This window comes from Bacteroidales bacterium (assembly GCA_016709865.1).
Lineage (GTDB): Bacteria > Bacteroidota > Bacteroidia > Bacteroidales > VadinHA17 > LD21.
Genome location: JADJLX010000001.1, coordinates 257600 through 271411, shown reverse-complemented (window position 1 = coordinate 271411; position 13812 = coordinate 257600). Strand labels below are relative to the sequence as shown.

Annotated in this window: 11 protein-coding genes, 1 tRNA gene and 1 pseudogene; 4 read left to right on the top strand and 9 right to left on the bottom strand. The window is 40.5% G+C overall.

Annotated elements, in window-relative coordinates; translation table 11 throughout:
- Positions 1 to 14: 14 nt before the first annotated feature.
- Positions 15 to 1394: a TolC family protein gene (locus tag IPJ16_01230; GenBank protein MBK7625820.1), complete on the bottom strand. Its 1380-nt coding sequence runs from the start codon at positions 1392 to 1394 to the stop codon at positions 15 to 17.
- Between the two features lie 230 nt (positions 1395 to 1624).
- On the opposite strand from IPJ16_01230, the gene IPJ16_01225 reads away from it, so the two are divergent.
- The 4 genes from IPJ16_01225 (at position 1625) to IPJ16_01210 (ending at position 3560) form a co-directional block, all read left to right on the top strand.
- Positions 1625 to 2596 carry a class II fructose-1,6-bisphosphate aldolase gene (locus IPJ16_01225; GenBank protein MBK7625819.1) on the top strand — a complete coding sequence of 324 codons (972 nt, stop codon included), beginning with the start codon at positions 1625 to 1627 and terminating at the stop codon, positions 2594 to 2596.
- Positions 2597 to 2743: 147 nt separating this feature from the next.
- Positions 2744 to 2908, top strand: a complete 165-nt coding sequence (locus tag IPJ16_01220) for a hypothetical protein (protein ID MBK7625818.1) — start codon at positions 2744 to 2746, stop codon at positions 2906 to 2908.
- Between the two features lie 70 nt (positions 2909 to 2978).
- Entirely contained in the window at positions 2979 to 3401 is a 423-nt protein-coding gene (locus tag IPJ16_01215) for a DUF1987 domain-containing protein (protein ID MBK7625817.1), read from the top strand.
- Positions 3402 to 3487: 86 nt separating this feature from the next.
- Positions 3488 to 3560, top strand: a tRNA-Gln gene (locus IPJ16_01210).
- A gap of 88 nt (positions 3561 to 3648) precedes the next feature.
- Here IPJ16_01210 and IPJ16_01205 read toward each other — a convergent pair.
- From IPJ16_01205 to IPJ16_01170, 8 genes and pseudogenes are all read right to left on the bottom strand, one after another.
- Positions 3649 to 3777: pseudogene (locus tag IPJ16_01205) on the bottom strand (SDR family oxidoreductase).
- Between the two features lie 52 nt (positions 3778 to 3829).
- Positions 3830 to 4825 carry an alpha/beta fold hydrolase gene (locus IPJ16_01200; GenBank protein MBK7625816.1) on the bottom strand — a complete coding sequence of 332 codons (996 nt, stop codon included), beginning with the start codon at positions 4823 to 4825 and terminating at the stop codon, positions 3830 to 3832.
- A gap of 56 nt (positions 4826 to 4881) precedes the next feature.
- Positions 4882 to 6171, bottom strand: a complete 1290-nt coding sequence (locus IPJ16_01195; protein ID MBK7625815.1) for a tetratricopeptide repeat protein — start codon at positions 6169 to 6171, stop codon at positions 4882 to 4884.
- A 217-nt stretch (positions 6172 to 6388) separates the two neighbouring features.
- On the bottom strand, positions 6389 to 7315 hold the full coding sequence (locus tag IPJ16_01190; GenBank protein ID MBK7625814.1) for an alpha/beta hydrolase: 927 nt from the start codon (positions 7313 to 7315) through the stop codon (positions 6389 to 6391).
- Positions 7316 to 7318: 3 nt separating this feature from the next.
- A complete protein-coding gene (locus tag IPJ16_01185; protein ID MBK7625813.1) occupies positions 7319 to 8959 on the bottom strand; it encodes an FAD-dependent oxidoreductase in 1641 nt (546 codons plus the stop codon).
- A 49-nt stretch (positions 8960 to 9008) separates the two neighbouring features.
- Positions 9009 to 10970: a hypothetical protein gene (locus IPJ16_01180; GenBank protein ID MBK7625812.1), complete on the bottom strand. Its 1962-nt coding sequence runs from the start codon at positions 10968 to 10970 to the stop codon at positions 9009 to 9011.
- Positions 10971 to 11183: 213 nt separating this feature from the next.
- On the bottom strand, positions 11184 to 11987 hold the full coding sequence (locus IPJ16_01175; GenBank protein ID MBK7625811.1) for a DUF1295 domain-containing protein: 804 nt from the start codon (positions 11985 to 11987) through the stop codon (positions 11184 to 11186).
- A 12-nt stretch (positions 11988 to 11999) separates the two neighbouring features.
- A complete protein-coding gene (locus IPJ16_01170; GenBank protein MBK7625810.1) occupies positions 12000 to 13805 on the bottom strand; it encodes a DegV family EDD domain-containing protein in 1806 nt (601 codons plus the stop codon).
- Positions 13806 to 13812: the final 7 nt, after the last annotated feature.

Sequence of the window (13812 nt, the reverse complement as noted above, 5' to 3'; positions counted from 1 at the left end):
TGATTTGGTTTTAATCAGTTATTGAGGTTAAGAGGCATCCCTTTGTAGAAGTCGAGAACCTTTGTTTTGAAAATAAATTCATATTTAGACTGCGCCATATCTGACTGTGCATTCAGAAGCTGGGTTTTGGCAGCATTATAATCGACAGGAGTAACCATGCCAACATTGAATTTCTGTTCGGTATATCTGAAAGATTCCTGTGTTGAGACAACTGCCTTTAAGCTGGCATTATATTTTTTCATGGCAGCAACAGCATCGGTATATGCTTTCTGTATGTTTTTATAAAGTGTTTTCTTTGTTCCCTCAAGTGCATATTCGCTGTTCTGTATTGCAAGGCGGGAGTTTGAAATATTTTTGTTCACCTGCCATCCGTTGAGGATTGGGATGTTAAGAGAAAAACCTATACCGTAATTGATGTTATCGTTCACCTGGTCTGCGAATGAGTAGTTGCCATAAATTGGCTGAAGAGTAGCCGGGTCAATACCCAGCATTTTTTTTCTTATGTCGGAATACCCGGTACTAAACGAATTGCTCATTGAAAGTCTGGGACTTCTGCCTCCCTGGGCTATTTTAAGGTCGTATTCACTGGCCATAAGTTTGTATTGTGAACTCTTTATCTCAGGTCTTGTACCTACAGCAACTTCATAGATTTCATTTATATTTCCTGTTACCAATGTATTAGTGTCCAATGCTATATCAGGAACAAAAATCTGAAATCCTTCAGGGGTTTTAAGTTCAAGGAGCTGAGTGATATTGAGTATGGAGGTCTCCAGCTGATTTTTGATGTTTATAAGCTGAAGCTCCTCATTGGCAGCCTGAGCTTCAATCTGTAGAAGGCTTCCCCTGGCAACACTACCTGCATCAACCAGTTTCCTTGTTTTTTCAATCTGTTGTCTGGTAATCTCAAGCTGGTTCTCAGTTGCCGTAACAAGCTCTTTATTAAGAAGAATCTGCAGATAATCCATTGCAACAGTAAGGGCAATATTGTCTCTGAAATTATTAAGATCTTCCTGACTTGAGAGGAGATCATATTTGCTTCTGTTGATTGTATTATAATTAACCAGGCCATTAAACAGATTAAGAGTTGCACCGACATAAAAATTGTTTGACTGTACTGTCTGATTATCGGTATACTGGTAAGTAGTCTGATCGAGTGCACGGCCGAATGAGTAATTGTGGCTTGCCGAACCATTGACAGATGGCAGCAGCCTCAGTTTTGAAAGTTCAAGTGCATTCTTCTGGTATTCAGTCTGAATCCCCTGCTGTTTGATCTGAATATTATTATCAATTGCATATCTGATACAATCTTCAAGGGACCAGTCTTTCTGCTGGGAAAAAGTAATTCCGCGTGAGAGAAGAAGAAATGAAAACATTAACAAAAGGATTCTTTTCATTTGAAAAAAGTTTGTTTTTGAAATTATATTAATGGAAAACGAGCGGGACATTGCTATTAAAAATGTGGTTATTTGGCAATTACAACTTTTATTTATCAGTGCAGATATTTTTAAAAATAAGGCTACGAAGATAATTAATATCTCAGACAGAATTGATATTTATTTCTATTTATTTTGGCCGCTAAAGCTAAAATAGCTATCTTGTGCGACTTAATTTAAAACATTAAATTATGTTACATTATAAAGAATTAGGCTTAGTAAATTCGAAAGAATTGTTCAGGAATGCGGTTAAAGGCGGGTATGCTATTCCTGCTTTCAATTTTAATAATCTTGAGCAGTTACAGGCAATTATAAGTGCCTGTGTGGAGACGAAATCTCCGGTGATTCTTCAGGTATCTAAAGGTGCACGCAAATATGCCAACCAGACTCTGCTTCAATATCTTGCAAAAGGTGCTGTTGAGTATGCCAAGGAACTTGGATATGCAATTCCGATTGTTCTGCATCTTGATCATGGTGATTCACTCGAAACCTGTAAATCTTGTATAGAATCAGGTTTTTCCTCAGTGATGTTCGATGGCTCACATTTTCCTTATGAAGAAAACATCAGGTTAACGAAGGAGGTAGTCGAATATGCGCATAAATATGATGTTACTGTAGAAGGTGAACTTGGTGTTTTAGCCGGTATCGAAGATGAAGTATCGTCAGACCATTCATCTTACACAAGGCCTGAGGAAGTTGAAGACTTCGTTAAGAAAACCGGAGTAGACTCACTTGCAATTTCGATCGGTACATCACATGGAGCTTTCAAATTTAAGGTAGAACCGGGTCAGCTTCCTCCCCCTCTTCGTTTTGACATTCTTGAGGAGTGTGAGAAACGTATTCCCGGCTTTCCTATTGTTCTTCATGGAGCATCTTCAGTACCTCAGGATATTGTTGCAGATATTAACAAATATGGTGGTAAAATGGAAAATACTGCAGGTGTTTCTGAGGATCAGTTACGCAGAGCTGCAAAATCAGCTGTCTGCAAGATCAACATAGATAGCGACGGACGTCTTGCAATGACTGCTGCAATCCGCAAGGTGTTTGTTGAAAAACCAGGTGAATTTGACCCGCGTAATTATCTGGGACCTGCACGCGATAAGCTTAAAGAGCTTTACAAACATAAAGTTGTAAACGTACTCGGAAGTGCGAACAAAGCATAATTAGCATACAGCCAGTCGAAACAGACTGGCTGTTTTTTTTTATATTAGCTGTCTGAAGCGGAAATTAATTTGGTGCGACGAAATATATATAAGGAAGATCGTTTAAGACGAACAAACCGTCTCTCTCTAATGCTCAATAACAGGGAGATGAGAGCCTTGGGGATTTACTGTAACCGATACAGGATTAAGAACAAATCTGAATTTCTCAGGGAAACAATAATGAAGGCTATACTTAAGCGGTTTGAAGAAGAGCATCCTACTCTGTGGGAAGAGAATGAACCGACGCTTTTTAACCAGAATGTAACACAGTAATATTTGGATAGTTTATACCTTTTTCTAATTTTACAGGTTAACACTCTGTTTAAGGTGTAATGATGTAATTATGTACCCTGATTCAATTATAAAAGATTCTACAAAAAGAACTCCCCGGATTATTCTGCAACCCGGCAGGATTTTCATTATGGGTCGCTCAATCCCTGAAAACCCCGGAGAATTCTACAGACCTGTTTTGGAATGGCTGGCGGAATATGTAGTTAAGTATAAGGGAAAATCAAAAATAGACATAGGTTTTGAATACATAAACACCAGTTCTACTAAATGGATCTATACTATCCTTAAAGAGTTGTCCGGACTCAATGAAATATGTGATAATGCCAGCGTTACCTGGTATTTTGAACAGGGTGATGATGATATGGGTGAGCTGGGTTTTATTCTTCGATCTCTTCTGGAGTGTCCGTTTCTGGTTGTTGAGGTGAATGAGATGAGCAGCAAAAAGTATGAGCAGATCTTATCCGGTCAGAAATAGATCTTATAAGCTCCGGATCAAAATCGACAGTTTGTGATCACTTTTAAAATATTTTTCTAATTTTGCATCGCGTTTTGCGGAATAACTGACCCATGGTGTAATTGGCAACACGTCAGATTTTGGTTCTGAAGAGTCCAGGTTCGAAACCTGGTGGGTCAACAAAATGTCGCCCTTCGGCTTCGCTCAGGGCGGCATTTTTTGTTTTGAACAGGTGAGGGGAAGAAGAGGAGAAAGGGAGATTTATATTCTATGGTTCATATATCATTTTTCGCGTCATCCCGCCATCAATTATTATATTCTCTCCATTAATGAAATCATTCTCAGACAGGAAGATACAGGCTTTTGCTATGTCGGAAGGCATGCCAACTCTACCTGTGGCTCCTCCTGTAACAAGCACCTTTAACAAAGCCGGAAAAATTTAAATATGTTTATAGTTTTACGATCTCAGCAAGAAACCTATCTGTTTCCCTTTCAACGCTTTGCCAATCCTTAGATCTGATATACGAAGCAATTACATGTGCCCCGGTTTCAGGGAAGGCCATCTTTTGTTTCAAATCCGCAGGAGTACCTAATTCATCATACATTTTAAGCATTGCAGGAACTGATACAGTATTATCCTGTTCGGTTTCGCTTTTATAATAGTAACCAAGGAAAACAGGACATTTAATCTTAGAGAAGGTCTCTGGTTTCATCGTATTTGAAACAAGATTCTGAAGAGCAACCAATGCTTCAATCCTGTACTTAAGCTGCCAGTAGTTTGCATGTTCCGGACTCTCGGCATCATATTTATTTACAGGTCCGCCGGTTACTTTTCGCGCAATCTGCAATCCCCATGGTTTGTTTAAGATTACTGCTGTACCATCATATAATTTAACACAAGGGGAATAGAGTACAATACCCTTTATTTCCGGATGACGGGAGGCTAGAAAAAGAGTAAGCGCTCCGCCTGCAGATGTCCCTATTACAATAACTTCTTCACCCAACTGCTTAGCAATGGCCAGTGCTATTTCAGCTGAGGCAACATAATCATCTGCAGTCAGGTCTATCATTGAGCTGTCACCTCTGTCGATTCCATGTGCTGCAAGCCTTGCAAGGAACAGATTTGCATTATATTTTTTCGCTATACGCCTGTGTACAGGTTCTCCCTCAGCCTGACTTGCAGAAAACCCGTGAAGGTAAAGAAATGCAATCTTCGTTTTCTCTTTTTTACTTGTGTCGGCCCAGACTATTCTTGCCTGATTGTCGGGTTTAATACCCCGGACACCCTTTTCACTTTCAGTAATTTGTTTTTCAAGATCAATAAGTGTTGAAGCAACACTTATTTCAGGTATCTTAAATTCAGGTTTTGCCGGTTTGGGACCAACAGCGTAAGCTATCAGAAGTACCAGGATAATCCCGCCAAGCCATTTTGCAAAAGTCTTCATACTTATTGGTTTAAGGAAAACAATTATATGCAAGATAGGCAAATACTGCTAAATATCTACTTTTTTGCCGCAGTTGCCTGTTTCTCTTTCAGGTAATCAACCCGTTTCTGGACTGATTCATAATACTTTGAAGAGGGAGGCATCTTGTCGTTTTTATAATTATTGAGAACACGCTGATAATAACGCAAGGCATTCGGGATGTCGTTAAGTTTCTCGTCATAGATATTTGCAATTATCATATCAGTATTCCTGTTCGGACCAAATTTTTGTCCTGCCAGATAATTGTCAATTGCCTCTTTATGAAGGCCATCTGTATTCAATGTCTGTGCCAGAGATATATATGCATAGCTTAATTGCATCAGGTAAGGATTAAGATTCCTGATAATGCTTCTGTAGTACCAGGCACTGGTCTTATAATCTTTCATCCTTTCGTAACTGCGTGCCAGAAATGTGGAAACTTCAATATCAGTTGAGTCTTTTTTGAACGCTATTTTAAGATACTCAACCGCTTTTTCGTTCTGAAGGTTATAGTGATATCCTATACCGGCCCGTTTAATAAAGAGAAGTGTGGAATCACCAGTGGCCATAATTCTGAGATAATCATCTAATGCTCTTTTTGTATAGTTATACGAAAAGTTGAGAGCAGCTCTGCGAATATAAAGATCAAGATCAGAAGAATCTATTTTAATTCCCATTGTAAGCAGTTTCAGTGCTGTATCAGCCATTAGAGTTGAAGCATATAAAAATGAAAGATTCTTGATTGACCCAATATTTTTGGGGTTTATTGCCAGCGATTTGTTGTAATACTCAATCGCGGTCGGGTAAAAACCTTTTCTCAGAAGCGCAAAGCCAATCTTATCAAGAACTACATAATCTGTTGAATCCTTTTCATAAAACCTCTTGTATATCTTTAAAGATTCGTCATATTTTTTATCCAGCATATATATTGAAGTCAGGTAATAAGCATAGGTCCAGTTCATTGTGTCCGCTTCATACAGACTTTCCAGAAGAGGTGCAGCCATTTTATTTTTACCCTTGTTATTATACCCTTTGGCAACCATAAATCTGTATATTTTATTCTCAGGTGCAATTTCAGAGGCTTTAAGATAACAGTCAAATGATTTGTCATCAGGCAGGAAGTTCTGGTATGCCAGTCCCATTTTGTAATAAATAACATCATTAAGGCTGTCTGCGGAGAGAATCAGTTTGCAGGTGTCAATTACCCGGTTGTACTCGCCCCGGCCGAGCATCATGTCGATCTTTGAGTAGTCGGGAGAAGTTTGAGCTGAGGCATTTGAGAAATGAAGGGAGGCGAAAATTATGAGAATCAGGGGTAGCTTTTTCATTGGATCTGGTTTATTATGTTGGAATAACTAATAAACTTAAATATATAACGAATATTATAGTTATACAAATATTTATATAATATTTTTTACCGCAGAGAAACGCTGAGGAGGCGCAGAGGTACGCAGAGAAATATTGCAATTATGTTTCTTCTCCGCGGCCCTCATGCATTTCCTCCGTGGCCCTCTGCGGTAAAAGGGAATTTTATACTAGTCCAAATTAAAAACCATTTGTATTTAACCACTTAATACACAGATCAGGCCATGAGGCCTGGGTGCCTCTGCCGACCGACATGCCATATCCGTGGCCTCCTTTCTGAAAGATGTGCATCTCGGCAATAACATTGTTTTTCACAAGATTCTCATAATAGGCAAGGCTGTTTTTTACCGGAACTGTCTTATCATCTGAAGAGTGAACAAGAAATGCCGGTGGTGTTTTTGCATTTATCTGAAGCTCATTTGAAAAGTGATCGATTGCTGTTTGTGACGGATTATCACCGATAAGATTTTTCCTCGAACCTGCATGTGTGAATGAGGCATCGAAAGTAATTACCGGATAAATCAATAATGAAAAATCGGGTCGGGCACTGACTGTATCAGTGGTTTCATAAACTTTTTCTGCATAATGTGTTGAAAGGGTAGAGGCAAGGTGACCTCCTGCAGAAAATCCGATTACCCCGATTTTATTAGGATTTATCTTATAGTGTTCCCTGTTCCTGCGAATTATTCTTATTGCTTCCTGGGCATCCTGCAATGGTCCGACTGATTTATCTTTCATAATCTGATCGGATGGTAAACGGTACTTAAGAATATAGGCTGCAATACCATTTTCATTTAACCACCTGGCTATTGCAAATCCCTCATGATCGAACGCCAGAACACCATATCCGCCTCCCGGACATATCAGCACTGCAGTACCGGTTGCTTTTTCAGCTGTTGGAAGAAAAACTGTTAATGTTGGATCTGTGACCTTCTCATACCGCGATGGCGATCCGTTAGCTTCTGTAACTTTCTCAGTCCAGATGTCGCTCTTTAAAGATCCCGGAACCCCCATAGGCCATACCTTCAGAACCGGATTCTGCGATATGGCAACTGTTGAAACAACAAGAAAAAGTATAAGAGAAACAGCAGGTTTAAGAGTTTTCATATTTTAATAATTTAGAATTTGTCCGTCAGCTTCAAGTTTGGTTTTTATCTCATCGTAAGTAAGATCATAGATTGTTTTTCTTTTGTCAATTGCCATTGACGCTATTGTTCCTGCACTTTGTCCGAGGATCATAAATACAGGTTCCATACGAATTGACCCGAATGCAATATGTGTACTCGACACGCATACAGGAACAATCAGGTTGAGGCAATCTTCTTTTTTCGGCATTATTGAACCGAGATCGATCTGATAAGGTTTCGGTGCTTTTACTCCAAGATCACCTTCATTCTGAACATAACCTTCTGCGGTTACATATCTTTGTACATTATGAGAATCCATTGTATATGAGCCCATTCCAACGGGATGAGGCACCGGTCTTTTTACCAGGACATCATTTTCTGTCATTACATATTCCCCGAGCATCCTGCGCGATTCTCTTACATAAATGTTGTAAGGCCAGTTCCCGTTATCTGTAAACTCGTCTTTTGCATAGCCCCATTTGTTCATAGTAACTCTCACTTTTTCAGGTATCCGCTTATCGGTAGCCATGAAGTATAGTATACCCTTCTGGTAAAGGATGTGTTCATTAATTATTTCTCTTCTCCGTTCATATGAAGCATCGGGGTAATCCCAGTTCATTCCTATGTTATCGAAACTCATGGGTCCATGATTATTGACATCGGTTTTCAGATTCGGAATCGGATCATATTTCCCGAAAAACTCATCCCATCTGGTTGTGGCCAGTCTTGCAAGTAATTCATACTGGGTGGAGTCGTAACCTTCAGGTTTTGTTATAGGCACCTGGTTGTTAACGTTTTGTGTTAGACATAATCTGAAACAGTAAGCCTGGATTTTGTTATCAGCTGTTCCGTTTTCGCCCGGAGTCTCTTTTGAAATCCTGGGAAGCAATCCGCTAGAAGGATCTCCGGGGATCTTGTAAGGATCTATTTTATCTTTGAAATAATGACCATGATGGAAGACTCCCTTCTGTACTCCGTTCCAGGTTTCTCCATATTCACTGTTTGCTTCACGTCCGACGGTATACTTAACTCCTGCAGAAGCCATGAGGTCTCCTTCATAAGTTGCATCAACAAAAATCTTTGCTTTAAATAATTTGCCGCTTAAGGTTCTAATGGAAATAATCTTTCCATTCTTTTTTACCACTCCTTTTTCGCGGTCCAGAAGTTCCTCCCTGAACACAGTTATATTGTTTGCTTTTATCATCTGTTCGAAGGCTTCCTCAGCAGCATGGGGTTCAAAGATCCACATTGTACGGTTTTCGCCGTCAATTGCCGGATTTCCCTGTCCCTTATTGCCATATTCTGACTGTTTTTGCCAGTTCCACGATTCGGCTTTCATATAATGCTGATATAATAACTGGTAGAACTCCCTTGCAAGTCCGCCAATTACTTCTTTGTTACCCGTATCGGTGAAACCCAATCCGGATGATGATAAACCGCCAAGGTGTTTATCAGGTGACACAACTATAACAGATTTTCCCATTCTGGAAACCTGTACGGCGGTTGTTACGGCAGCTGAAGTTCCGCCATAAACGATCACATCGGCTTTATAGGAATTTGGATCGGTCTGGCAGCCCGATAAACTGAGTAATGCCAGGAATAAGAGGGAGAGACTTGTTTTCATTATTATTCGTTTAAAAATTAAAAAAGTATCACGCTAAGGCGCAAAGACGCTAAGGTTTATTGATCCAAAGTACTTTTAGTTCATGGGGTTTGAAACTAATATTATTATCAGCGGAGTAATCATGAATAATAGCTGTTTTGGGGTCAATCCATTGATATTTACCTTTTACAGGAACAGATAAGCGGGTCGATACTTCAGTATTTTCTTCATTGAAAAAAATGTAATAATGATCTCCTCCCTTTACAACATGTCTGTATCTGATGTTTGAAGAAGCAGGTGTGAGAATCAGATCCGGTTTAATAAGTTTATCAATTGCTGACACCAGTTCTGCCTGGCTGCTGACTATCCTGGCCCCTTTAAAATATGTTGAGTATTTTGTGTCTTTCCAGACAATCAGTCTTCCGTTACCGGCCATTATTTTTAAAGCTGGAACTACCTGTTCCGGAATAAATGAAAGGCTGTCAATAATCAGAGTGCGGTAAAGCATGCCTGCAATATTTATCCCTTCTTTATCAACTTTTGCATCTTCCCAAAGATGTCTTATTTCGAGGTAATTGAAATCCCTCTGGTTCTGATAGCAAATCTTTGCCACTCTGTCGGGCAGCCAAGTTGCCTCAGAAAGTAATGCAACTTCGCAAACCTGCCTTGAATCTGTATTGAGCCAGCTGAGTCTGCTGCAGGCATCAGCATATGACCTGTATTTATCCCACCATGCTGCATTAGGCCCTACATCAGGTGGGCGTTCATCGAGCCGCGGACCACGTACAGAATAGTAAAATGCATGAGGAATCAGAAAATTTTGCCCGCGTACAAAACACCAGTTTGCCAGCCATTCCATTTCATCATAGGTAAGATTATGTCCGTATGCCCCATAAAGTTCATTGGCATTCCTGCGAAAACCAAGATGCAGCATGGCGCTGGACGCACACTTTGCCATCGTGGAATGCTGACCATCAAGAGCTTTTGGGCCTGGCTCCACGTAGCGCCATACGAGGTCCTGACCAGGGATCTGGAAATATCTCTCTGCGCCTATATCCATCGATCCTGCCGGATGCCCCATTAATGCAATTCCGTGCTCTTTACACCAGTTCCCAAGACGTTTATAATAATTCTCTTCCAGACAAATATTTATTGCACTGTTATAATCTATACGGTGTTTTTTTGAATCGGGATTATCATCATACCACAGGTCTGTCAGAAAAGGAGTTATATCATATCCGAGAACCTTATTTATCTGAGGCAGTAATGCTTTATTACCCGGTAAAACACCTCTTGCCCCGCCTCTCCCGAGCGGAGATGGTTCGTCGGTAAAGATCCCGATAACTGTTGTCCCGAAGTACTTTCCAAACTCTTTTGCATATTTGTCGTACACCAGTTCCATGAAGCTTGTTACGGCATCCGGATTAAGTATGTCGCCTGCAGGAGGAGATTCCTCCTTAATTTGTCCGGTACCTTCGCCGATATAATGGAGACCCCTTATATTGCCTCCGGATGGCTGATCAACAATTGCAACTTTTTCACCTCCGGGACGGGTAATTACTGTAACTAATTTTTTGCCTTCAGGAATTTTGAGTTCTTCTCCCGGCTTAAGATCTATTTTGGAAAGTCCCCTGGCAGCATGACCGGGGTTACGCGCAACAACCTGTCCGCTTGATGAGCCTGAGGGATACATTCCTTCATCATAAAGGACAACATACATTTTACGCCTGGCAGCTTCACCTATTGCAACATTCATTGAATGGATCATTTCAGGAGAGAGCCATTTCACATTATCGGGCAGGCCGATCCTCGGGTGAATAACAAATCCGTATACACCATGAGCTTCGAAATCAGAAATCTGTCTAATTATTTCATCATCTTTAAGAGTATCGTTCCAGAACCAGAATGGCATAACGGAAAACTCACGGGACGGATTCAGGAATTCTTTTGGTATATCTTGTCCTTTGATTGTATTAAACAGAGAGACAAAAAGTAAGATTGGGATAAGTGTATGTTTTACATTTATTTTCATAAAGTCGTTTAAGAAACCATCTTTTAATTTAATAGGAATATAAAGATATAGATTCTACGAATATGAAACTATCCTCAATACCAAGTCTCATTTGGATTCGTGCAGTTATTCTTTTGTGTTCCTCCTTTTTAAGCCCCTAAATCCCCTGAAGGGGACTTTATGATTATCTACATTAATAAGATAATCTTATGAGGATGAGGATTTAAGCCCCCTTTAGGGGGTTTGGGGGCGTTTGATCTTCTTAGGGAACCAGGGCAGGAAAGCACGTGTTTTTTCAATGTATTCCCTGTATTGGGGTTTGGTATCCTTAAGGCTCTTTTCAAGAAGTGCAACGCCTGATACTTTTATTATAAGAGCTGTCATAAGTATTGATCCAAGGACAGGAACGTAACTTCCGGCAGCGATGCAAATCAGTCCATACCCCCACCATGCACACGAATCCCCGAAATAATTCGGATGGCGGGTATAGCGCCAGAATCCGGTATCAAGTACCTTCCCTTTATTTGAAGGATTAGCTTTAAAAACTGCAAGCTGAAAATCGCCTCCTGCTTCGAAACTGAAGCCAAAAAGCCAGAAGGCGATGCCGGCATAATCCAGTACTCCCAATTGATTATTCTCTGAATAGTATTGGGCTCCCAGTAAGGGGGCAGATATAAGCCACATCAGCACACCCTGAAGAAGGAATGTCTGGAAAAAGCTTACCCACCAGTACCTGTTTTCACCATATTTTTTCCTGAATTCCCTGTACCTGAAATCTTCGCCTTTGCCGATATTTCTCCAGGCGAGGTAAACAGATAACCTTAATCCCCAGATAGTAACAAGGGTCAGAAGAATCATTTTCCTGGTTTCATATCCTTCCGTACTGACAAAATAGAATACTGATGTAAGAACAAAGCCGAATCCCCAGAAGATGTCAACGATGCTGACATTTTTAATTGCAACGCTGACAATCCATAGAATCGTCATCATTGACATTATAACAAGTAATGCCTGAACCCAGATTTGAAGGAGTCCCATTTATAAGAAATGTTATTCACACATAAGAGCTACAGCTGCAGCTCCGATGCCTGCGTTGGCTCCTATTATTGGTGAGATGTTTACAGATGAAACCGGAGGTAATCCGGTAACCTCCTCCATGCGTTCAGCATACCATTTTGCAGCTTCATCATTGTTTGCATGAAGAACAACATAATTCCAGATCTTATTCTCACTGCAGATTTTGGCGATATGTCCCATCACTTTTTCCATGTTAGCCTTTTGATTAAACGATTTATCAAAAACAATGGCTTTTCCGGTTTCATCGATCGAGACTATAGGATTTATGTTCAATAATCTGGCAATTAACCCCTTGGCTGCAGAAAGACGTCCTCCGCGGATAAGGTAAATTATATCCCTCACCGACACAAAGATTTTCAGGTCAGAAGTCCATTTGGTGGTCATTTGAACAATCTCATCATGCGACTTGCCCTCTTCAATTGCTCTGGCTGCTCTAAGAACGAGAAGACCAAGGGCCCCTGAAAGATTTTTAGAGTTAATGGCTGTAATTGGTTTGCCGAATTCTTTACTGATTGCCAGAGCTGCTTTCTGACTGCTGTTGAAAGTGCCGCTGAGTTTATCGCTAAGGTGAATTGCTATTACAGAATCGTAGTGAGAGGCAAGATGTGAATAGAGATTAACAAATGCCTTTTCATTTACCTGCGATGATTTGGGGTAATTTTTATTTTCCTTGAGCAGAGTATAAAACTGTTCCGGCTGAATAGTTACTTTATCGAGATAATGATTTTCACCGAAGTTGATGTTTATCGGGAGCATGTTTACCTGGTAGTTGTCGAGCAGATCCTGCGACAGATCGCAAGTTGAGTCTGTAACAAGGGCAATTTTCCATTTCCTGTTATAAACAACATCACTCTGCCTAACCATATCATCGGCTTTCTGAAATGCTAGAGTACCGGTAAGCCTGAGTTCATTGAAAAGCTCGGCTGGGGTGTCGGTATGAACATGTAACCGGCGCATCCTGTCGGATCCTGCAACTACAATTGAGTTGCCAAACCTTTCGAGAGTCGAAAGAAGATCTTTACTGTTAATTGAACTGTTTTTAATAAGCGCTTCAGTACAAAATCTGAAATCAGGTTTCTCAGGGATCGACTCCTCAATCTTTTCGAATACTCCGGTCTCGGATTTTGCCTGTACCAGTTCTTTAAGGTTACTGTTTGTGATAAAATCGGTTATTCCTTCAACAAAGAATACAAATCCTCTTGCCCCGGCATCAACAACATTGGCTTTTGCCAGAACCGCAAGTTTTGTTTTGGTCTCGATAAGCGACTTGTTGAGTACACTTAGGGAGCTTAAAAACATTTGGTTGAAGTCTGTTATTCTGAACCTGTTCTCGTAGATATATTCCGCCCAGTCCTTTATCACTGTAAGCATGGTTCCTTCAACTGGATTGGCAACAGCTTCGTAAATATAGCGGATAGAGTTTTTTACGCTCTCAGCAAACTGACTGATTGTGATTGTTTTAAAATTGCCTGTTTCGCAACTCATTCCGTAGAGGAACTGAGCAAAGATAATACCTGAGTTCCCACGAGCATTTACCAGGGTTGTTTCAGCAATCCTGTCGGCAGTTATTTTATATGATCTGTGCGGGTGCAGCGAATCGACAACGGCTCTTATTGTTGATGCCAGGTTGGTTCCGGTATCACCGTCGTTAACAGGGAAAACATTAATTTTATTAAGTTCTACCTGGTGTTCAATTACCTTACGGGCGCCTGCAATAAACGTGTAGTAGAGTCTGCGTCCATCCATTTCATTTAGCGGCACCGGAGTCGTTAGAATCATATGTCGT